Raw genomic sequence first — 20,769 nt, forward strand, 5'->3', positions numbered from 1 at the left:
CGCGAGAGATCCGTCCGGACGGTCAGGCAGTGAGCCAGATGGCGTCCGCGGCGGGACGACCGAGGTCGGTCGGTGATTCGGCGGCGCCGATGCGAATGGCGATGGTGCCCGCGAAGTCGCGGCGTTCGACGACCGTGATGGTGGTGTCCAGGGCGATACCGACGGAGTCGAAGTAACGCAGCATGTCCGGATCGGCGTCCGAGATGCGGGCGACGCGGCCGGATTCGCCCGCGTCGAAGTCGCTGAGCTGGCGCGCGGGCGGGGTGGGCACCGCGCCGTCCACCGACGGAATCGGGTCGCCGTGTGGATCGCGGTCGGGATAGCCGAGTTTGGCGTCGATGCGGGCCATCAGCAGTTCGGAGACCGCGTGCTCGAGCACCTCGGCCTCGTCGTGCACTTCGTCCCATCCGTAGCCGAGTTCGTTGACCAGGAACGTCTCGATCAGCCGATGCCTGCGCACCATGGCGACGGCGGCGCGACGACCCGCCGCGGTGAGCGTGATCGCGCCATAGCGCGCATGCTCCACCAAACCCTGGTCGGCGAGCTTGCGCACCGCCTCGGAGACGGTCGACGCGGACACGCCGATCCGCTCGGCGAGTAACTTGGTCGACACCTTCTCCTGTGACCACTCCTGTGCGGTCCAGATGACCTTCAGATAGTCCTGGGCGACCGACGAGAGCACAGGCGCGATCGTCGCGGTAGCGCCGCGTGGTTCGCTTGGCGCGGGGGCGTCGGACAACTCGCGTCGGGTCGCGATATCTCGTTTACCGGGCACATACCCGAGCTTAGGCACATGCGTCCCGATACACACATCCCCGACACGGTGGCGCACGTCCGCGACACGGTGTCGGCCGGTCGAGCGCAGACAGCCGTCCGATCCGCCGCGTCGGCGGATCGGACGGCCGCTGCGCTTCGCGCGCGGTCGGCGTCGGCGGGCCGTGGTTTAGCGGCTCTGTACCCGAGGGGCCGCACCGCCGAGCGTGTGACCTCCGCCTACCCCGTGCGATTACCCAGGTAGCGCCGCGCCTCGGCAACGCCGTCGAATCGACTTCCGGTCAGCTGCGCGGTGGACGGGCTGTCCACCGGCCGACCGGTGAGGTCGTAGAACGTCGCGGTGGCCGATCCGGACAATCGGTCGCCGGTCACCTCGAGTTCGAAGGCGACGATCCCTTTCCGCACCACGGTGGGATCGGCGCGATCGACGACGAATTCCAGGAACGCGCCGATGACGCTCCGGCCGTCGGCGCGCCAGGTGCCCATGCCGTTGCTGTCACTCGTGGCGGGATTACCACCGTCCGGATTCGACTGCAGCACAGTGCCGCCGGGGTGGAACTGCATCACGTGGTAACCGAACGGGGCTCCGTGGGCGATGACCTCCCAGGTGCCGAGGATCGGATGTCGATCGGTCATGCTGCCTCCGCGCAGACGGCGGCCAACAGTTCTATGCCGCGGTCGATATCGTCGTGTGGCACGTTGGCGAAACTCAACCGCATCGTGTTGCGGTGGTCGGTCTCGTTGTCGGAGTAGAAGACGCTCCCCGGCAGGAAAGCGACGCCGTGCCGCAGCGCTGTGTCCAGAAGCGCGTCGGCGTCGAAACCTGGTGGGCACTCGATCCACAGGAACATTCCCCCCTCGGGCACGATCCACTGGAAGCCGGGTGGGAGGCGCCGCCCGAGGGCGTCGACCAAGGTGTCCAATTTGGCCGAGTAGGTATCGATGACGTGGGTGAGGTGCGTAGCTCCGGCCGCGCTACCGAGAAACTCGGCGGCGATCGCCTGACAGTAGGTCGACGTCTGCATATCGATGCCCTGCTTCAGGGCGAGCACATTCTTCAGCAGATCGGGACGCATGGCGGTAATTCCGACGCGGATAGCCGGCGCAAGGGTTTTCGACAGCGACGTGATGTAGATCGAGTTGTCCGGCGCGAAGGAATAGAGCGCAGGCGGCGACACGCCGCGATACCGTAGATCGGTATAAACGTCGTCCTCGACCAGCAGCGCGCCGCGGCGGACGACGATATCGGCTATCTGTGTTCGCCGGTCGATCGACATCGTTCGTCCGGTCGGATTCTGGAAGGTCGGGAGCAGATACACGAAGGTGGCGTCATATCGGGCCAGGGCTTCGTCGAGTGCTTCCGGCACGATTCCGAAATCATCGGACGGCACCGCGATGACGGTCGCCCCGTGGCTACGGAAGACCTTCACGGCCGGGCCGTAGGTCGGTGTCTCCACCAGAACGACGTCCTGGGGGTCCAGCAGTGCCGAACACACGTTGTGCAATGCTCCGGAACCGCCGGTCGAGATATGCAGCCTATCGGGGGAGCATTGAATATGGCGGTTGCTCAAAAGATTTCGCGCCTGCTCGAGGAGTGGCGCGAATCCCTTCGTCATGCCGTACTGGAGCACGGCGCTTCCGTACTTGGCGAGGACGTCGTGGGACAACGCCGAGACGAGGTCGCCGGGCAACAGCGTCGGGTCGGGCGCCCCGACCGCGAACGAGACGACCTCGGGGCGTCGTGCGAGGGTCGCGAAGATGTCGTCGATCGGCCCGCTGGTCACCGCGGCCGCGCCGCGGCTGGTTTTGACGAGCGCCATCTCACGAACCGATCAGGTGCTGTCGCCGAAGCTCGGCCACGACGTCGGGTACCCGGGCGTCATATTCCGGAGTGAGTACGACGTCGTCGTTGAACAGGGGATCGGTCCGCATCTCCACCGCCGCGAGATCTTCGGTCTCGTCGAGGTTCACCGCCACATGGATGACACCCTCCGGGATATAGATGAACTGGCCCGGGCCGTGAAAGTAGGGCGTCAATTCCGGCCCGATCAGGCTAACCGCCGTACCACGCAGGCAGATGACAATGATCTCGCTGTGTGCGTGGTAATGCGCCTTCGACATCGCGCCGGGAGCCATGTTGACCATGCCCGCCGAGATCCCGGACGCACCACAGGTTTCTTGTGTGATGCAGGGGATCAGGCGTTGTCGTTGGCGTCCTAGTGTTTCTGTCGAATCGGATGGTCCGATCACACGCACCTGTTTGACTGCGCTTTTCATGGGGGTACTCCAAGGTACTTCGGTCACCAACAGGACTGGACGGTAGACCATCGCTGTCGCTGACGCGAGACGAACGGTCGGATCGCGAAAATCAGCGGCTGCGTGCGTACTTTCGTGCATAGATCCGGAATATTTCGTGTCTGCGCCGAGAAAACACGCGCGTCGGCGGCGCGAGGGAGTAGCTGCCGATCAGGTGATGTCGCGAACCGCGACGTTGTGCGGTAGCCGTGCGTACCTCTTCCGACACGGGGCCGATCACGTGTGCGGTGTGTCGTCGGCCTTCTCCGGACCGGAGCCCGGTACCGACGACACGCTCCGGGGTGACCTCGGGTCGGCTCGGAGCGAGCGCGCAGCGTTATGCTGTGCCATCGGCATGCCTGAATACTGTTCGTCACCTGATTTGCGTAGGCTGCGGCTGTGCAGAGATGGCGAAGCCTCGACGATGTGCCCGCGGACTGGGGGCGTTGTGTCCTCACGATCGGCGTGTTCGACGGTGTGCACCGCGGCCACGCGCAACTGATCAGCCGCGCCGTGAAATCCGCTGCCGCGCGCGGCGTGCCCGCAGCGCTGATGACCTTCGATCCGCACCCGATGGAAGTGGTGCGCCCCGGCTCTCATCCTGCTCAGTTGACCACCCTCACCCGCCGGGCCGAACTGGCCGAGGAACTGGGTGTCGACGTGTTCTGCGTGATGCCCTTCACCCAGGAATTCATGAAGCTGACCCCCGCGCGCTACGTTCATGATCTGCTGGTCGAACGATTGCACGTGGTCGAGGTTGTCATCGGCGACAACTTCACCTTCGGCAAGAAGGCCGCCGGCACTGTCGCGACCATGCGCGAGCTCGGCCAGCGCTTCGGTTTCGAAGTCGACGGTGTGAAGCTGCTCGCCGAACACGCGGTGACGTTCTCCTCCACCTACATTCGCGCGTGCGTCGACGCCGGCGACATGGCGGCCGCCGCCGAGGCGCTCGGTCGCCCGCATCGCGTCGAGGGCGTGGTGGTGCGCGGTGACGGCCGCGGCCGTCAACTCGGCTTTCCGACCGCGAACGTCGCGCCACCGATGCATGCCGCGATCCCGGCCGACGGCGTGTACGCGGGCTGGTTCACCGTGCTCGGCCCCGGCCCGACCATCGGCACCGTCACCCCGGGCGAGCCGGCCATGGCCGCCATCTCGGTGGGCACCAACCCGACCTTCTCCGGCCGTGCCCGCACGGTCGAGGCGTACGTCCTCGACGGCGAGGCGGATCTCTACGGGCAGCATGTCGCGGTCGATTTCGTCGAACACCTGCGCGGCCAGCGCAAGTTCGACTCGGTCGACGAACTCGTCGAGACCATGGGCCGCGACGTGGAGACCGCGCGCAAGACTCTGACCGCTGTCGACGGTCGGTGAGCGTCAGGACGTTCCGATGTCGAGCGCCTCGTGGTCGAGCTGCTCGGCGTGTCGCGTGGTGGCGGGCAGGGCCCATGGCAGAGGTGCCCATGCGGAGGCGCCGGCCCGTCGCCGTCCTGGTCGCCGACCCGCGGTTCGGGCGGCCCGTCCCGTGATTCGGCGGGAACAGCCCGGTCGGGTAGGGTGGACCCTCGGGTTTGCTGCGGTCCGCGGCGGCGCCCACACCGGGTAACCGGATATTCGAGCGCGGAACTGAGATAGAGGAGTGGATGCCACATGGCGTTGACCACCGAGCAGAAGTCGGCGATTCTCGCCGAGTACGGCCTGCACGAGAAGGACACCGGTTCGCCGGAGGCGCAGATCGCGCTGCTGTCCAAGCGGATCGCCGACATCACCGAGCACCTGAAGAAGCACAAGCACGACCACCACACCCGCCACGGTCTGATGGCGCTGATCGGTCGCCGCAAGCGGCTGTCGAAGTACCTGCAGGACAACGACATCAACCGCTACCGTTCGCTGATCGAGCGCCTCGGTCTGCGTCGGTGACGTCGACCGCGCCTGGGCGCGGTGTGTTCGCGGCCTCCTGATGGCATTCCGGCGAGCGGCCCTCGCCTCCTGCGACCCCGTCGCGGGGCGAGGGCCGCTCGCCCCGCGAGGCGAGCCGCGAACGACAGCCTCGCGTACTGACGGTCGCGGGAGAAATGAGCGTGATGTGCTCGACTCACGACTTCGGAGGCGGTCGATAGCTCGGCCAACGGGGAGACGTACACTCTTCTCGTTGGCTCTTTGTGTATGAGGGGTGGGTTCGCCCCGTCGCACGACAACAGTGGATAGCCGTATGCACCCGCCCGCGTGGCGTCGGTCTTCGGTAGTGGCCTTTCGGCAGCGAGTTCGCGCCGTCGGGCTTCGATCGATGACCGCCTCCGCGTCGCCGCATCCACGGGGATTCGGCCGGGTGCGCGCGTCGCAGCCAGAGGGTTGCCGCGCGCCCGTACCTGGTATGGCTGACGACAGCCGGATCGCGCCCACACGCGCTCGAGCCGGCGAAGACGAGAGGTTGAGAGAAGAGAATGACCGAAACAACTGAACGTAGGACCTCGGCCGTCGAGGTCGAACCAGGCGTGTTCGAATCCGTCGCGCTGATCGATAACGGCAGCTTCGGCACCCGGACTGTTCGCTTCGAGACCGGACGGCTGGCCCGCCAGGCCGCCGGTTCGGTCGTCGCCTACCTGGACGACGAGACCATGCTGCTGTCGGCCACCACCGCGGGCAAGCACCCCAAGGACCAGTTCGACTTCTTCCCGCTGACGGTCGACGTCGAAGAGCGGATGTACGCCGCGGGCCGCATCCCCGGCTCGTTCTTCCGCCGGGAGGGCCGCCCCTCGACCGACGCGATTCTGACCTGCCGTCTGATCGACCGTCCGCTGCGCCCCTCGTTCGTCGACGGCCTGCGCAACGAGATCCAGGTCGTGGTCACCGTGCTGAGCCTCGACCCGAACGACCTCTACGACGTGGTCGCGATCAACGCCGCGTCCGCGTCCACCCAGATCGCCGGACTGCCGTTCTCCGGCCCGGTTGGCGGCGTGCGTGTCGCGCTGATCCAGAACGGGGCCGCGTCCCAATGGGTCGCGTTCCCGACCGTGGAGCAGCTCGAGGGCGCCGTGTTCGACATGGTGGTCGCGGGCCGCGTGGTCGAGTCCGGTGACGTCGCCATCATGATGGTCGAGGCCGAGGCCACCGACAAGGTGCTCGAGCTCATCGACGGCGGCGCGCAGGCGCCGACCGAGGCGGTCGTGGCCGAGGGGCTCGAGGCGGCCAAGCCGTTCATCGCCCGCCTGTGCAAGGCACAACAGGATCTTGCCGAACTGGCGGCCAAGCCGACCGGCGAGTTCCCGCTCTTCCCGCCGTATGAGGCCGACGTGTACGAGGCGGTCGAAGGCACCGCCAAGCGTGAACTGGGCGAGGCGCTCAGCATCGCGGACAAGCAGGAGCGCGAGGCGAAGATCGACGAGGTCAAGCTCTCCGTGCTCGACCGGCTCGGCGACGACTTCGCCGGTCGGGAGAAGGAACTGGGCGCGGCATTCCGCTCGGTCACCAAGAAGCTGGTGCGCCAGCGGATTCTGACCGATGGCTTCCGGATCGACGGTCGCGGCCTCGCCGACATCCGCGCGCTGTCCGCCGAGGTCGCGGTGGTGCCGAGGGCACACGGCTCGGCGTTGTTCGAGCGTGGTGAGACCCAGATCATGGGCGTTACCACCCTCGACATGGTGAAGATGGCCCAGCAGGTCGACTCGCTCGGCCCGGAGACCAGCAAGCGCTACATGCACCACTACAACTTCCCGCCGTTCTCCACCGGTGAGACCGGCCGCGTCGGCTCGCCCAAGCGCCGCGAGATCGGCCATGGCGCACTGGCCGAGCGGGCGCTGATCCCGGTGTTGCCGAGCCAGGAGGAGTTCCCGTACGCCATCCGCCAGGTCTCCGAGGCGCTGGGCTCGAATGGCTCCACCTCGATGGGTTCGGTGTGTGCCTCCACCTTGTCGCTGCTGAACGCCGGTGTGCCGTTGAAGGCGCCGGTCGCCGGTATCGCCATGGGCCTGGTGTCGGACACCATCACCAACGACCAGGGCGAGGAGGAGGTCCGCTACGTCGCGCTGACCGACATCCTCGGCGCCGAGGACGCGTTCGGCGACATGGACTTCAAGGTCGCGGGCACCCCCGAATTCGTGACCGCGCTCCAACTGGACACGAAGTTGGACGGCATCCCCTCGCAGGTGCTGGCCGGGGCGCTGAGCCAGGCGCGGGACGCGCGTACCACCATCCTGGACGTGATGGCCGAGGCCATCGCCACCCCGGATGAGATGAGCCCGTACGCGCCGCGCGTCACCGCGATCAAGATCCCGGTGGACAAGATCGGTGAGGTGATCGGCCCCAAGGGCAAGGTGATCAACCAGATCACCGAGGACACCGGTGCCAATATCTCCATCGAGGACGACGGCACCGTGTTCGTCGGCGCGACCGACGGCCCGTCGGCGCAGGCCGCGATCGACGCGATCAATGCCATCGCCAACCCACAACTGCCGAAGGTCGGCGAACGCTTCCTCGGCACGGTCGTCAAGACCACCGCCTTCGGTGCGTTCGTTTCGCTGCTGCCCGGTCGCGACGGCCTGGTGCATATCTCCAAGCTGGGTAACGGCAAGCGCGTCGCCAAGGTCGAGGACGTGGTGAACGTGGGCGACAAGCTGCGCGTCGAGATCGCCGATATCGACAACCGCGGCAAGATCTCGCTGGTGCCGGTGGACGAGAACGCCGAAGAGCCCGCCGATGACGCTGTCGATGCGGACGTCGCCGGGACCGAGTAGTACTTGCCTCTGTGACGAAAAAGACGACGACAACCCCTCTGCTCAGCAACGGGCGGGGGGGTTCGTCACTGGAGTTGCGGACGGACGCCGACACCGGAGTGCGGCGCACCGTCCTACCCGGCGGGTTGCGTGTGGTCACCGAGCACCTGCCCGGGGTGCGTTCGGCCTCGATCGGCGTCTGGGTGGGTGTCGGGTCCCGTGACGAGGGTCCGACGGTCGCAGGTGCCGCGCATTTCCTGGAGCACCTGTTGTTCAAGGCGACGCCCACCCGAACGGCACTGGATATCGCCGAGGCGATGGACGCGGTCGGCGGTGAGCTCAACGCGTTCACTGCCAAGGAGCAGACCTGCTACTACGCGCATGTGCTCGACGATGACCTGCCGCTGGCGGTCGACATGGTCTCCGATGTGGTGCTCAACGGTCTGTGCCGGTCCGTGGACGTCGATGTCGAGCGTCAGGTGGTGCTCGAAGAGATCGCCATGCGCGACGATGATCCGGAAGACCTGGTCGGCGACGCGTTCCTGACCGCGCTGTTCGGCGACCATCCGATCGGGCGCCCGGTGATCGGCTCCATCGAATCCATCGAGGCCATGCAGGCGGCGCAGCTGCGATCGTTCCATCTGCGGCGCTACCGGCCGAACCGGATGGTGGTCGCGGTCGCCGGGAACGTCGAACACGAGCACACGGTGGAGTTGGTGCACCGTGCTTTCGGGAACCGGCTCGACCTTTCGGCGACACCCGCGCCGCGGCGGGAGGGCCGGTTCCGCCCGCAGGGTGCGCCACAGCTGAACCGCAGTTACCGCGACAGTGAGCAGGCGCACTTGGCCTTCGGCGTGCGGGCCTTCGGACGACACGAGGGGCAGCGGCGGTGGCCGCTGTCGGTGCTCAACACGGCAGTGGGCGGCGGGCTGAGTTCCCGTTTGTTCCAACGGATTCGGGAAGAGCGCGGATTGGCGTACTCGGTGTATTCCAGCGTCGATACCTTCGCCGACACCGGCGCGTTCTCGGTCTACATCGGCTGCCAGCCGGAAAACCTCGGCGAGGTGGCGGCGCTGGCGCGCGGCGTATTGGAGGAGGTGGCCGCCCACGGCATCACCGACGCCGAGTGTGCTCGGGCCAAGGGTTCGCTGCGCGGCGGTCTGGTGCTCGGTCTGGAGGACTCCGCCTCGCGGATGAACCGGATCGGACGCAGCGAACTCAGTTACGGAAACCACCGCAGCGTGTCCGAAACGCTCTCCCGCATCGACGCGGTCACTACCGACGAGGTGTCCGCGATCGCGCGCACGCTGCTGTCGCGGCCCATGGCCGCCTCGGTAGCCGGGCCGTACAAGCGCACCAGGGATCTGCCTGCCGCGGTCCGTCGCCTGGTGCCCAGCTGATCCTGCCACGGTGCGGCGGGATCAGATTGGTCGAGCCCGGGATCTTCGGTGTCGCGTGACGCGGCGGCTTGGTGAAATTCCGGCGCCGCGATACTGTTTCGGCCGACCCGCGGGTGGAATTCGCGTCGGGTAACGCTGAACTCGATTGGCCGGGTATCGGATCCGGCGATCTATGGCAAGGAGTCGAGATGAACCGAACCCATCGTGCCCTTCGTGTGCTCGGCGCTGTCTCGATGCCGGTTCTCCTGCTGTCCGCGTGCGGCGAGGGGAACGTCGACAGCGCGGCCGGACCGACCCCCGCCGCGCTGCGCGGCGAAGCCTCGAAGCTGGTGGCCGCGTTGGCGAGTCACGATTACGCGGCCGCGTATCAGGTTCGCTCCGCGCGCTGCAAGCTCACGCTGAACCAGGACGATTTCGTGGCGTCCATGGCGCAGCGTTACGACGGCAGAGACCTGACGACCAAGCCGTCGGAGGTCACCGTCAGCACGTCTGGATCTACTGGGACAGTGACGATGACACACTTCGACGCCCGAGCGAGCGAGGACGATCCCAAGCCGACGACCTGGACGTTCATCGACGGGCAGTGGCGGTTCGACAGCTGCTGAGCGTAGCGGGCGCACAGCAGCGTGGTGGCGAATGCCGCCGAATCAGTCGTGCTTGGCCCGGTTGGCGGCTTCGACGATCGTGGGCACCAACCCGGGTAGGGCCGATTCGAGTTCCTGGGCACGTAGGCGCTGGCAGGTCTGACCATCGACGATCAGGCGTTCGATGACGCCGGCATCGCGCAGGATCCTGAAGTGATGGGTAGCGGTCGATTTGTTGATCACATCGTAGAGCGCACTGCAGCGGACCGCCGTTTCCGCGTTGCTGAGCCGACGCACCATCTCCAGGCGCACCGGGTCCTGTAGGGCGCCGAGCACGGTGGACAGCGAGGCCACCGGTGGCGCTTCATCCGCTGCTTGTTCAGCGTTGGCCATGATAAAGTTCACTCCCAGGTTTGATGATCATCGTACTGGCTGTAGGGTCAGTCGCTGTTCGATCATCATCAAACTTACCTGATCGGAGTTCTGATGGCAGCAACAGTCGTGGTGGCTGCAGACAAGCCGACCGCGCAGCCCTGGGCATACGCCTTGGTGCTGGTGGCGTCTGGCGTGGCACTCGGGGTGTCGGGTGCGCCGGCCCCGCTGTACGGCATTTACCAGCAGCAATGGCACATCTCAGCGCTCACGACGACGATCGTGTTCGCCGCATATGCGTTCGCCGCGCTGGGCGCGGTGCTGGTAACCGGGCGCATCTCCGACATAGTCGGCCGCAAGCCGGTCCTGCTCGTCGCCTTCGCGACGATGGTCGCGGGGCTGATCGTGTTCGTGCTCGCCGACAGTGTGCTGATGCTGCTGCTGGCCCGTGCCCTGCACGGCGTCGCGGTCGGCTCGACCGTGGTCGCGGGCGCCGCCGCGCTGCTGGATCTGCGTCCGCACCGCGGCGCCCGATCCGGGCAGCTCAGCGGCGTCGCATTCAATGTCGGCCTGGCGGTCGCGGTTCTCGGCTCGTCGCTGCTGGCGCAGTACGCGCCGCATCCGCTGCGCACGCCCTACGTCGTGATCACCGTCGTCTGCCTCGCGATCGGCGCCGGGGTGCTGGCGCTGCGCGAACCGCACGCGACGCGGGCGGCGGGCCGCATCCGAATCGCGAAACCTGCCGTGCCGCACGAGATCCGCGGCGACTTCTGGTTCTCGGCGATCGGCGTGATGGCGGCCTGGTCGGTCCTCGGCGTGCTGCTGTCGCTGTATCCCTCGCTGGCCGCGCAGCAGACCGGCATCCACAATCTGGTCTTCGGCGGCGCGGTCGTCGCCTCGACCGCGCTCTCCGGCGCCGTCGCCCAGCTGTTCGCGACCGGGGTGCCCGCCCGCCGGGCCGCGATCATCGGCGATACCGGCATGGCGCTGGCGCTGCTGCTGACGGTACCTGCGCTGGCTACCCACAACTGGATCGCCGTACTCGCCGCCGGTGTCGCGCTCGGAGCGACATTCGGACTCGGCTTCGGCGGGTCGCTGCGCCACCTGTCCGAGGTGGTGCCGCACCACAAGCGCGGCGAAACGATGTCGGCGTACTACCTGTTGGCGTACTCGGCCATGGCCCTGCCCGCCATTCTGGCCGGCTGGGCGGCCACCACGTGGGGTCTGAACACCGTCTTCCCCTGGTTCGTCGGGCTCGTCGCCCTGGCCTGCCTGTCTGCCGCAGGACTCGGGCTGTTGCGCAACCGAGAGTTGGTTCGCCCGGCGGCATGAGCGGCGATTGGCTTTTCCTCCGCACCATCCGCTAATGTTCTGTCTCGCATCACGGCACCATCGCGATGCGAATGCGGATGTAGCGCAGCTGGTAGCGCATCACCTTGCCAAGGTGAGGGTCGCGGGTTCGAATCCCGTCATCCGCTCCACGAACAGCTGGTCCAGGCGCGTGTTCGCCCCGGACCCGGGCTCATTTCCTCCGAACGATCGGGCAGCCGACGGCGTTGCCGTTCCATACCGCCGCTGTCAACCTTTCGTCTTCGTGCTCGGACCGTCACCGCCGCGCTGTCGCTCCGCCCTGCCGATCTCGCCCGGGATCGGCAGCCAATAGAACGACATGAACGCGGCGATCACGGCGAGTCCCAGCGCGGGAAGCAGGAGACCCAGCAGGATTCCGCCGGCTATCCAGGCGAGGGCGAGCCGGAATCGCCAACTGATGGCTCGCACGCCAGCAGAATCAATCGTGGCGGCGAGCAGCCGGTGATCTCGACGCGCATACTCCCAGATCGCGTTGAACAGGATGGCCGCCAGTTCGAAGGTGAGGCCGTGGAACACGACGGCAGTGCGCTGCCCGTGCCCATCGTGGAAGGCCTTGGCCAACACCGAGGCGGCGAACGGCAGGAACGCGATATCCATGAGGAGCACGGTGTTCAAGAACAGCACCACTCGATCGACCCGGCGGATGTGATCGAACATGACGTGGTGATTGGCCCAGATCTGCCCGATCAACAGGAATGTGACGACGTAAGCCAGGTAGGACGGCCAGAGCAGGGCCAGGCCGTGCAGCAGGTCCTGGGTGTCTTCCGGTACGTGGATCTCCAGGACCAGCAGAGTGACGGCGATGGCGGTGACCGCGTCGCTGAACGCGGCGACTCGCGCGGGGTCGCGCCGCGTGCCGAACGGCGTCGACCTTCGCGGCTCATCAACGGATTCGGTCATCGTCTTAGTGTGCGGTACCGAACATCGCAGATCATGGAGCTGAACGCAGGTCGTCGGCGGTCGCAACCACTGATATCGCGTGCGGCGTAGCGGCCGAGCGCCGGCCGCGTCGCGTCGCGTCAGAACTTGCCGGTCTGATGATCGATGCGGTGTCGCAGGTGTGCGGCGAACTCGGTGCGGAAGCTGTCGGTGAGTGGTGGCCAGCCCCAGAAGTCGAAGGCGAGCGCGCCGAGCGCGAACCCGGACGGCCAGTGCCACTCGGTGACGGGAACGACATCCCCACAGCAGTGGCAGGCGACCGCCCCGACACCCGTCTGTTTCCACTCGTCGATGGCGTCCCGGAAGGGCTGCCAGACCGCGGGATCGGCCTCCCACCGCTGCGGGTAGTCGATGATCACGGTCTTCGCGTGGCAGTGCGGGCACACGGCGGAATCCGGCTCGATCGCGCCCTGCCCACCGAAGTGGTCGGCACGCCCGACGATGACGGCTACCGGGCCGGGAATCCACTCGCCCCAATCCTCGGTTATCTGCGGCCAGTCGGGTCCCGGCACATAGCCTTTGTCCACCTCGAGGCTGTACATCGCGTCGCCGGACATCTCCCGCGAGAGCAGCCGGCGGGAGAACATCCATTCCAACATCCGCGCTGCCAGCGCGTCCGCCTCCGCAGCGGTCACCTCGATGTCGACGATTCGTTCGAAGTAGTCACCCATGGTCGTCGAATACCTCCTCCGTAGCGCTGTTCATACTGACAGCACCGACCGACAACCCTCAGGTCTTCGCCGTGCCGGCCCGACGCCGTCACCGAAGGTGAGACAAGGTCCCTCGGCCCGCGCTCAGGATGCCCGCGCGGGCGTGGCCGGGCGCAGCCTGCTTCCGAGTACCGCCACGCCGGCCGCGGCCTGGACGGCGTACATCGCCAGCAGCAACCACAGGATCGCACCCCAGTCGCCGATGTGCACATGCAATGCGCTCAGCGCGGCGACACCACCTCCGGCCAGGGCATAGCCCAGACCATGGGTCACGGCGGAGATCGTGGTAACCCATTCCGGTTCGGGCGCGCTCAGGGGCACCAGGGTGAGCACCAAGGACAGCGATCCGAGCCCGACGCCCACGGCGACTGCCCACAACCAAGAGAGTGTGGTCGGCATCCACCACAGGCCGACGAGCCCGGCGGCCGGTATCGCGGTAGCGAAGGCGATCGGCAGGCGGGGGCGCGAGCGACGCAGCATGCCAGGTAACAACATGGCGACCGGAATGCCCGCGGCGGCAGCGATTCCGAGCAGCATCCCGGCCTGGGCGCGGTCGACACCCGCAGTCTGATAGATCGAGGGCAACCAGCTCGTGACACCGAACGCGGTGACGGCCCACGCGGCGAACAGAACTGCCAGCAACCACGGCTGCCAACGGCTCAGCACCCGGCCCCACGGTACGGAAGTGCGCTGCACGGCAACGGTCTTCGGGTAGGGGATCGCGTCGATGGATTGTCGTCGCGCGGGAAGCCAGACAACGAGCGCCAGTGCGCACAGCGGCGCCCACACCCCGAGACCCCACCGCCACGAGGTGGCGGCGCTGACCGGCGCGGTCAAGAATGCCCCTGCGGCGCTACCGATTCCGATGGCAGGGGCGTAGATCGCGGTCAGCCGCGTCAACCCGGCGCCGGAGCGACCGGCGATGACCGGAAGCAGAGTCGCCACCACCGCGGTGGCCAAGGCCGTGACAGTGGTGCCGGCCAGCAGCAGTCCTGCGCCGCCCGCTACTCGCACGACCTGGCCGATCGCCATGATCGCCAGCGCGCCGGCCACGGTGTGGACCAAGCCCCACCGTGCGGCAAGCCGTGGCGTCAGGATCCCGCCCGCCGCATAGCACCACAGCGGGACCGTCACGATCCATCCGACGACAGTCGGGTCGACGCCGGTCGAGTCCGGTACGAACCCGAGCGCCGCCCCGATGCTGGTGATCGGCGGGCGCAGGCTGAATCCCGCGGCGGCGATCGCGATCGCGATCGGCGCCCAGGCCGCATGGCGCGAATTCGCCGGCGCCGTACCGGGTGCCGCCGCTGATGTATCTGTCACCCTGCTGCCTCAGATCGTGGCTGGCTGCGGGCGATCCAGTGGCAGGCCGAGTAGTCGGCTGACGTTGCGCCAGGCGACGTCCTCGATGAGTTCGTCGTCGGCGCCGACCCCCAGCGCATCGATCCGCCATCGGCCGCGCAGCGCGGCCAGTTGCGGACCCATGTCCTCCATCGGGTAGTCCAGGGCCACGCCCACTCTCGACGGTCCGATCCCGCAGACGGCGGCCCAGAATGCCACCGGGTCGGTGACTCCGGACGTAGTGACGAACAGGTTGGTGCGCAGGTAGTGCGAGGGCGGGTGGTCGAGGCGATATCCGTGCCGATCGGCATTGGCGACCCGCCAGCGGGAGTCCAACCGCGACGGCGCCGACAGCAGCCCTTCGCCCGCATGGCCGAGTATCACCGTGAGCCCGTCGGTCGGGGTGCGATCGAAGACGCCGGAGAACAGCAACCGCAGGAAATGCGCCGCGGTCTCCACGCCCCATCCGTACAGTGGTCCGCGCAGCTCCGGATGCCCCGCCGTCCAGGCGCAGGCGTCCGGGGAGTTCGCGGGATGCAGGTACAGCGGAACGCCCAGTTCCGCGACGGCGGCCAGGAAGTCCGCGTACTGCGGTTCGTCGAGGTAGGACCCGCAGGTGTGGCCGTTGACCAGCACTCCGACCAGGCCGAGCTCGAGTACCGCGCGACGCAGTTCACGGACCGCACTCGCCGGGTCCTGCAGCGCGACGGTGGCGAATCCCGCGAAACGATCCGGCGCCGAGGCCGCCACTGTCGCGATCAAGTCGTTCGTGCGGGCCGCCAATCCGGTGGCTTTCGCCGCATCGGGTTCGACCTGGATGCCGGGGGCTGTCGGTGACAGAACCTGCATCCGCACGCCATGGGCGTCCATGTCGGCCAGCCGCTCGTAACCGAGGTCCCGGAGTTTGTGTTCGGCCTGCGCCCAGTAGGCGGCGTCCAGGTTCGCGCGGGCTCCGGCTACGTACTCGAAGAGAAAACCGGGGAGAACGTGCTCCTCGATGGTGACGATTCGGTCGAGGGGGCCGGTGATCGGCGATGAGGTCATCGCAGTCCTTTCGATGGTGTCGATCAGCATCGGGTCAGGTTGGTGCGGTCGATCCCGCGTCGGTCAGGTGACGACCGCGTCGCGAGGGTTGGCCGCACGCTGGGCGTGCGGGCGCACGGGGTCGGGCAGCAACGCGCGCCCGACGAAGGCATCCATGCCGAACCCTGGACCGAATCCCGCGCCCAAGACCGGTGCACCCCAGGCCGGACGCAGTTCGGGGCGGGTGGCGATCAGCGATAACGCGTCCAATACCGCCGAAGACATGAGATTGCCGCGGGTCAGCGATAGCCAGGCGGGTGCGACCTGATGCGCTGTGAGACCGAGTGCCTGCGCGGCATCACGAATGATGGTGTTTCCGCCGGAGTGCAGCGCGCAGATCGCCAGATCGGCGCCGGTCCAGCCATGCCTGCCGAGTAGAGCCCGCATGGTCGGCCCCAGCGCCGGAATGGACCGCACCGCATCGGTGGTCAGCCGGAATCGCAGCCCTTCGTCGGTCGCGACCCACGCGATCGAATCCGGGGTGCCCGGCACCTCGTATCGCGTCACCTCGAGCAGTTCGATGCCCTCGTCGAGCGAACAGGAGACGACGGCCGCCGCGGCAGCGTCCGAGAACAGCGTGCTGGACACGATGCTGCCCACCAGCGTGACGTCGTCCACGTCCCGCTCGACGTGGAAATGCGGCGAGGCGACATCGGCAGTGACGATCAGGACGGTGTCGCGCGGATATGCGCGCAGCCACGTCTGGGCCATGGTGATCGCGTGCGCCCCGCCTCGGCAGCCCATTCCGAACACCGGCATCGCCGCGCAGCTCGCGCGAAGCCCCAGCGCTCGCGCCAGCGCGGTGACCGGTGAGGGCATCGCGATCAGCGTAGACGTCTCGAGGATGACCAGGTCCACATCGAGGGCGGACAGACCGGCGGACCGCAGTGCCGCCCGTGCGGCAGGCACGGCATACGCGTGGAATGCATCCCACGCGGCCGCGTTGCGGGCGGCGAGGCCGTGCACGGCCACGATCTCGTCGGTAGTCAGATGCAGGGGGTGCACGTCGATGGCGAGCCGCCCCGCCATGCCGATTGCTCGCTCCGCCGCGAGCGCGAGCGGACTGCCCGCGGGGAAGACTCCCTCATACTGTTGCTGCACAGTCGTGACCAACATGTCGTGGGACACCTCGCGTGGCGGCACCGCTACGACCGGGACCGACAGTCTGGGATGTATCGCGGGCGTATTCACGGATCTGTTTCGTCCAATCTCTGTTCGACCGAGTGCCGGATGTCCCGAGGGATGAGTCGGCAACACGGCATCGCCAGAATCGGACTCTTCGACCACCCGCCGTTAGTAGGGAGACCCCTACATCTAGTCCCACCGCTGCGAATATCGCGGTGCGCAACGGCATTCGGCCTGACTAGGATCCAGCGGCAGAGCCCGTAAAGATCGGTGAAACGGGCTGTTGATCGGCCGGAGGTGACGTGTCGGTGGTATCGCCGGGACGAGATGCAGGACCACTGGTGGGCCGCGCGGCGCAGCTGCGCATCCTGCTCGAGGCACTCGGCGACGCGCGGGAGGGAGCGACCACGGCGATCTCGGTGACGGGCGAACCGGGCATCGGCAAGACACGGCTGCTGCGTGAGGTGACGACGCAGGCCGAAGCCCTCGGTGTGCAGGTGCTCCAAGGGCGAGGTACCGAGCTGGAATGGGATATTCCCTACGCGGTGGTGATCGACGCCCTCGACCAGCCGCTCGGTGCGCTGCGCCGATCGGAGATGAAGGCAATCGGCGCGGACGGGCTCGCGGAACTGGGGCGGCTGCTTCCGTCGCTGAGCGCGTTGGCATCTCCGCTGGCGACTTCGCTGCAGATCGAGCGGTATCGCTGCCACCGTGCCATCCGGATGGCCTTGCACCAGCTGGCGGCGCGGCGCCCGGTGCTGCTGGTGCTCGACGATGTCCACTGGGTCGACCACGCCTCCGTGGAGGTGATCGCGCATCTCCTGCGCCACCGCGTGTCGGGGCTGGCGTTGGTGCTGGCCCACCGCTCCACCCAGTTGCCGGACACCCATGCCTCGGTGCTGGCCGACGCCGCTTACGACGGAAGCCTGATCACGCTGGAAGTCGGACCGCTCTCGTTGGAGGAGGCCGCCGAACTACTACCTGGGGACCATCTCGACCCCGCCGAGTTGAGCTATTTGCATCGCGAGTGCGGCGGCAATCCGTTCTACCTCCAAGAGCTCGCCCGTGCCCGGCGTCGGCCGGGTGGAATCCTGCTCGGCGGCGCTTACGCTCCCGACGATCCTTCGGGGGCGCCGCCCGTGATTCAGGCCGCGCTGGAGCAGGAGGTCCACGCACTGTCACCGAATTCACGGCTGCTGCTGCAGTCGGCGGCAGTGTCCGGCGGATTGTTCGATCTCGACCTGGCCGTCGAGGTCGCCGAACTGACCGAGGCCCAGTCCCATGACGCCACTGATGAATTGGTGCGCACCGGACTGGTGAACGAGACCGGAGTGCCTGGGCGGCTGGCGTTCCGGCATCCCATCGTGCGCCGAGCCATCTACCAGCGCACCGGATACGGCTGGCGGCGGCGCGCGCATCGCCGGGCCGCCGCGGCGTTGGCCCTGCGCGGCGCCGCGTTGTCCGTGCGCGCGCACCATCTCGAACACTGTGGTGAGGTCGGAGATGAGCAGAGCATCGCGTTGCTGAACGAGGCGGGGGTGGCCGCGGCGCCGCGCGCGCCGGTCGCTGCCGCGCGGTGGTTCCGTGCGGCGTTGCGGCTGCTGCCCGACGACGCACCGACGCAGCAGCGGCTGGCGTTGTCCATGGCGCTGGTCGATGTGCTGAGCGTGACCGGCCACCTGGGTGAATGCAGCCAAGTGCTCCGCAGGGCACTGGAACTCATCCCGCCGGACGAGGCAGACGACCGGGTGCGGGTCATGGCGAGGATCGCTCTGACCGAACAGGGGATCGGCAACGCTACAGAGGGGCGCCGGGTGTTGACCGCGGCGTTGGCGTTGACCGCGCCGGGCAGTCTCGAGGCCGCCGGCCTTCGGCTGGAATTGGCCAAGAATCACCTGATGATGCGCAATTGGCAGGAGGCCACCCTGGTCACCAGGGAGGTACAGCAGTCGGCGAGTGTCCGTGACGACCCGCGGCTGTATCTCGTCGCGACAGCGGCGAGCGCATACATGGGTACCCTGCATGGCGGACAATCGCTGGTCGACGGGCTCGGGTACCTGGACGAGGCGACCTCGGCGCTGGACACCCTCAATGACACCGAGGTCGCGCCCGCTTTGCTGGACGGGCTCACCAACGTCGTGTACGCCGAAGTGTCCTTCGAGCGGTGGGCGAACGCGGTGGCGCATGCCGAGCGCGGCATCCGATTGTGCCGCGATACCGGACACGGCCGGTACCTGGTCGAGCTTCAGCACCTGCGCGCGTTGGCCTTCATGATGCAGGGGCGCCTCGACACCGGTTTGTCCGCCGCGGCGGCTGCCGCGGAAACCGCACTCCTGTTGGACAATTCGCCGATCGTCGCGTTGACCGAGGCGACGCGCTGCTGGGTGCTCTCGCAGTTGGGCCGCACCACGGAATCCCTGGCGTCCGGGGCCCTCAGTATGCGTGTCACCGCCCAGATGCCGAATGCCCTGTTCGCCTGGCACGCCCCACTGGTCTACGGTAGCGCGCTGATCGACGCGGGCCGCTACCGCCGCGGGCGTCAGGAAATCATCAAGGTCGCCGCCGGTGACGCTCTCACGACGATCTACCCGACCCTCATGCCCTACTTCTACCGGTTTCTGGTCGATGCCGAGCTTGCTCTCGGACGGGTCGACGCGGCAGAGGAGACGACGCGACAGGTCGAGTCGATCGTCCACGGCATGCCCTCGATGCACATGCGAATCGGTGACGCGCGGTACTGCCGCGCCAATGTGCAGCTGGCCCGCGAGGAAGTACGGGCGGCGGTCGCTACCGCGGAGCAGGCCGTCGCGGAGTACGAAGTCAGTGGTACACCGGTGGAAAGCGCTCGGGCGCGGCTGCTGTTCGGTCACGCCCTCGCCGATTTCCAGGACGTGGCCGCGGCGAAGACCGAATTCGACACGGCGCTGGCGGCATTCGAGCTGTGCGGCGCCGAACGTCTCGCCGAACGCGCGCGCCTGGCGCTGCGCAGGGTCGGCGAGCGACAGACCGCCGGACCGCGCAGCCGGTCCGCCGCGACGACGGTTCGGCTCGGTGATCTGACCGAGCGGCAATTCGAGATCGTCAACCGGGTCGTCCTCGGCCGCACCAACCGCCAGATCTCCCAGGAGCTCTACCTGAGCGAGAAGACCGTGGAGGCCCATCTCACGCGCCTGTATACCAAACTCGGCGTCTCGTCGCGGGCGGAACTCGCCGCCCTCGCGGCCAGCGACCGGATCCGGCGTGGCACGTGACGTGTGGTCCACCTGGATTCGAACCGCGTGGCCGCACCATCAGGACGTGCTGCCGAAGGGTTCGGTGATCCGACGCTCATCGGTCGCGCACTGCCCGTTGCGCGGGCGGCGCGCCGCGGCGGCGTGGCCGACTCGGGGCCGTCGGGAATCCTCGCCGGTCGCGACTGCCCGGGTCTCACCGAGCGATCCCGTCCCGCGAGAATCCGTTCCGCCGATATGGAATCCGAGGTCGACCGTCCTGCTTCGATGCCGCGACCGAACCGGTACGGCCCGGTGTCGTTACGTCTGCCAGCCGCCGTACGGAACGGTGATCAACTCCAGGAAATGGCCGCTGGGGTCGAGGAAGTAGACGCCGCGCCCACCGTCGTTGTGATTGATCTGGCCGACACCCTGTTGGCGCGGGTCGGCCCAATGCTCCAACCCGTAGCGCTGGATCTTGACGTAGGCCTCGTCGAACTCGGCCTCGGAGACGAGGAAGGCGTAATGCTGCGGATGGATTTCGGTGCTGCCGGCCGGCACGGTCGCGAAGTCGAAGGTGACGCCGTTATCCGAGGCAACCGGAATGAACGGCCCCCACGGAGTTCCGATTGTCACTCCCAGGATGTCCGCCCAGAATTCGGCGGACTCCCGGTTGTCGCGGCAACCGACAATGGTGTGATCGAAGTGGATGGACAGTGGAATTTCTCCTCTGGTCGTGACGATCCCGACCCCGGGCTCGGTACAAGGCGGCCAACGGGAGCACCGTCACGGTCGAAGAAGTTAGCATTCGGCCGCGGAGTCCGCGAGCGTTTGTGACACAGTCCCGGTACGCGTCC

At 67.5% G+C, this 20,769-nt stretch carries 18 protein-coding genes and 1 tRNA gene; 8 read left to right on the top strand and 11 right to left on the bottom strand.

Features of this window, described 5'->3' with window-relative positions:
* Window positions 1-22: 22 nt before the first annotated feature.
* The 4 genes from AB0B25_RS19820 to AB0B25_RS19835 all read right to left on the bottom strand — a co-directional run bounded on the left by AB0B25_RS19820 (window position 23) and on the right by AB0B25_RS19835 (window position 3,078).
* The gene (locus AB0B25_RS19820) at window positions 23-691 is read right to left on the bottom strand and encodes a metal-dependent transcriptional regulator (RefSeq protein WP_357181513.1); all 669 of its coding nucleotides are present in this window, start codon (window positions 689-691) and stop codon (window positions 23-25) included.
* 302 nt (window positions 692-993) lie between these two features.
* Window positions 994-1,410: a hypothetical protein gene (locus AB0B25_RS19825; RefSeq protein WP_357181318.1), complete on the bottom strand. Its 417-nt coding sequence runs from the start codon at window positions 1,408-1,410 to the stop codon at window positions 994-996.
* A complete protein-coding gene (locus AB0B25_RS19830) occupies window positions 1,407-2,594 on the bottom strand; it encodes a PLP-dependent aminotransferase family protein (protein ID WP_357181320.1) in 1,188 nt (395 codons plus the stop codon). Before AB0B25_RS19830 ends, AB0B25_RS19825 begins: the two co-directional genes overlap by 4 nt.
* 1 nt (window position 2,595) lies before the next feature.
* Window positions 2,596-3,078, bottom strand: a complete 483-nt coding sequence (locus tag AB0B25_RS19835) for a cupin domain-containing protein (protein WP_357181516.1) — start codon at window positions 3,076-3,078, stop codon at window positions 2,596-2,598.
* Window positions 3,079-3,468: 390 nt separating this feature from the next.
* Here AB0B25_RS19835 and AB0B25_RS19840 point away from each other — a divergent pair, with 390 nt between their 5' ends.
* The 5 genes from AB0B25_RS19840 to AB0B25_RS19860 all read left to right on the top strand — a co-directional run bounded on the left by AB0B25_RS19840 (window position 3,469) and on the right by AB0B25_RS19860 (window position 9,783).
* Window positions 3,469-4,440 carry a bifunctional riboflavin kinase/FAD synthetase gene (locus AB0B25_RS19840; protein WP_357181323.1) on the top strand — a complete coding sequence of 324 codons (972 nt, stop codon included), beginning with the start codon at window positions 3,469-3,471 and terminating at the stop codon, window positions 4,438-4,440.
* A 276-nt stretch (window positions 4,441-4,716) separates the two neighbouring features.
* On the top strand, window positions 4,717-4,986 hold the full coding sequence (gene rpsO, locus AB0B25_RS19845) for a 30S ribosomal protein S15 (RefSeq protein ID WP_039799352.1): 270 nt from the start codon (window positions 4,717-4,719) through the stop codon (window positions 4,984-4,986).
* A 524-nt stretch (window positions 4,987-5,510) separates the two neighbouring features.
* Window positions 5,511-7,799: a polyribonucleotide nucleotidyltransferase gene (locus AB0B25_RS19850; RefSeq protein WP_357181326.1), complete on the top strand. Its 2,289-nt coding sequence runs from the start codon at window positions 5,511-5,513 to the stop codon at window positions 7,797-7,799.
* Window positions 7,800-7,867: 68 nt separating this feature from the next.
* Entirely contained in the window at window positions 7,868-9,178 is a 1,311-nt protein-coding gene (locus AB0B25_RS19855; protein ID WP_357181519.1) for a pitrilysin family protein, read from the top strand.
* Between the two features lie 188 nt (window positions 9,179-9,366).
* Window positions 9,367-9,783, top strand: coding sequence for a hypothetical protein (locus AB0B25_RS19860; RefSeq protein ID WP_357181328.1), 417 nt, complete (start codon window positions 9,367-9,369; stop codon window positions 9,781-9,783).
* Window positions 9,784-9,825: 42 nt separating this feature from the next.
* Here the strand turns inward: AB0B25_RS19860 and AB0B25_RS19865 are convergent, their stop codons facing one another.
* Window positions 9,826-10,155: a helix-turn-helix domain-containing protein gene (locus AB0B25_RS19865; RefSeq protein ID WP_357181331.1), complete on the bottom strand. Its 330-nt coding sequence runs from the start codon at window positions 10,153-10,155 to the stop codon at window positions 9,826-9,828.
* Between the two features lie 93 nt (window positions 10,156-10,248).
* Here AB0B25_RS19865 and AB0B25_RS19870 point away from each other — a divergent pair, with 93 nt between their 5' ends.
* Both AB0B25_RS19870 and AB0B25_RS19875 read left to right on the top strand, forming a co-directional pair.
* Window positions 10,249-11,466, top strand: a complete 1,218-nt coding sequence (locus AB0B25_RS19870) for an MFS transporter (RefSeq protein WP_357181334.1) — start codon at window positions 10,249-10,251, stop codon at window positions 11,464-11,466.
* 73 nt (window positions 11,467-11,539) lie between these two features.
* Window positions 11,540-11,615 (top strand) — tRNA-Gly (locus AB0B25_RS19875).
* Window positions 11,616-11,712: 97 nt separating this feature from the next.
* On the opposite strand, the gene AB0B25_RS19880 is transcribed toward AB0B25_RS19875, so the two are convergent.
* The 5 genes from AB0B25_RS19880 to AB0B25_RS19900 all read right to left on the bottom strand — a co-directional run bounded on the left by AB0B25_RS19880 (window position 11,713) and on the right by AB0B25_RS19900 (window position 16,694).
* Window positions 11,713-12,405 carry a TMEM175 family protein gene (locus AB0B25_RS19880; RefSeq protein ID WP_357181337.1) on the bottom strand — a complete coding sequence of 231 codons (693 nt, stop codon included), beginning with the start codon at window positions 12,403-12,405 and terminating at the stop codon, window positions 11,713-11,715.
* A gap of 119 nt (window positions 12,406-12,524) precedes the next feature.
* Window positions 12,525-13,115, bottom strand: coding sequence for a hypothetical protein (locus AB0B25_RS19885; protein WP_357181340.1), 591 nt, complete (start codon window positions 13,113-13,115; stop codon window positions 12,525-12,527).
* A gap of 123 nt (window positions 13,116-13,238) precedes the next feature.
* Window positions 13,239-14,477, bottom strand: coding sequence for an MFS transporter (locus tag AB0B25_RS19890; protein WP_357181342.1), 1,239 nt, complete (start codon window positions 14,475-14,477; stop codon window positions 13,239-13,241).
* A gap of 9 nt (window positions 14,478-14,486) precedes the next feature.
* Complete coding sequence (locus tag AB0B25_RS19895) at window positions 14,487-15,539, bottom strand: amidohydrolase family protein (RefSeq protein WP_357181344.1); 1,053 nt, start codon at window positions 15,537-15,539, stop codon at window positions 14,487-14,489.
* Window positions 15,540-15,602: 63 nt separating this feature from the next.
* Complete coding sequence (locus AB0B25_RS19900) at window positions 15,603-16,694, bottom strand: hypothetical protein (RefSeq protein WP_357181347.1); 1,092 nt, start codon at window positions 16,692-16,694, stop codon at window positions 15,603-15,605.
* Between the two features lie 350 nt (window positions 16,695-17,044).
* On the opposite strand from AB0B25_RS19900, the gene AB0B25_RS19905 reads away from it, so the two are divergent.
* On the top strand, window positions 17,045-19,954 hold the full coding sequence (locus AB0B25_RS19905; protein WP_357181349.1) for an AAA family ATPase: 2,910 nt from the start codon (window positions 17,045-17,047) through the stop codon (window positions 19,952-19,954).
* 279 nt (window positions 19,955-20,233) lie between these two features.
* Here the strand turns inward: AB0B25_RS19905 and AB0B25_RS19910 are convergent, their stop codons facing one another.
* Window positions 20,234-20,629: a VOC family protein gene (locus tag AB0B25_RS19910; RefSeq protein ID WP_357181522.1), complete on the bottom strand. Its 396-nt coding sequence runs from the start codon at window positions 20,627-20,629 to the stop codon at window positions 20,234-20,236.
* Between the last annotated feature and the right edge of the window lie 140 nt (window positions 20,630-20,769).

It is taken from the genome of Nocardia sp. NPDC049190 (assembly GCF_040648115.1).
Taxonomy (GTDB): domain Bacteria; phylum Actinomycetota; class Actinomycetes; order Mycobacteriales; family Mycobacteriaceae; genus Nocardia.

What these genes read in the sequence shown, in the direction of transcription:
- AB0B25_RS19825 (WP_357181318.1), bottom strand. Translation starts at nt 1,410, where the DNA reads ATGACCGATCGACATCCGATCCTCGGCACCTGGGAGGTCATCGCCCAC.
- AB0B25_RS19830 (WP_357181320.1), bottom strand. Translation starts at nt 2,594, where the DNA reads ATGGCGCTCGTCAAAACCAGCCGCGGCGCGGCCGCGGTGACCAGCGGG.
- rpsO (WP_039799352.1), top strand. Translation starts at nt 4,717, where the DNA reads ATGGCGTTGACCACCGAGCAGAAGTCGGCGATTCTCGCCGAGTACGGC.
- AB0B25_RS19850 (WP_357181326.1), top strand. Translation starts at nt 5,511, where the DNA reads ATGACCGAAACAACTGAACGTAGGACCTCGGCCGTCGAGGTCGAACCA.
- AB0B25_RS19860 (WP_357181328.1), top strand. Translation starts at nt 9,367, where the DNA reads ATGAACCGAACCCATCGTGCCCTTCGTGTGCTCGGCGCTGTCTCGATG.
- AB0B25_RS19865 (WP_357181331.1), bottom strand. Translation starts at nt 10,155, where the DNA reads ATGGCCAACGCTGAACAAGCAGCGGATGAAGCGCCACCGGTGGCCTCG.
- AB0B25_RS19870 (WP_357181334.1), top strand. Translation starts at nt 10,249, where the DNA reads ATGGCAGCAACAGTCGTGGTGGCTGCAGACAAGCCGACCGCGCAGCCC.
- AB0B25_RS19880 (WP_357181337.1), bottom strand. Translation starts at nt 12,405, where the DNA reads ATGACCGAATCCGTTGATGAGCCGCGAAGGTCGACGCCGTTCGGCACG.
- AB0B25_RS19885 (WP_357181340.1), bottom strand. Translation starts at nt 13,115, where the DNA reads ATGGGTGACTACTTCGAACGAATCGTCGACATCGAGGTGACCGCTGCG.
- AB0B25_RS19895 (WP_357181344.1), bottom strand. Translation starts at nt 15,539, where the DNA reads ATGACCTCATCGCCGATCACCGGCCCCCTCGACCGAATCGTCACCATC.
- AB0B25_RS19900 (WP_357181347.1), bottom strand. Translation starts at nt 16,694, where the DNA reads ATGTTGGTCACGACTGTGCAGCAACAGTATGAGGGAGTCTTCCCCGCG.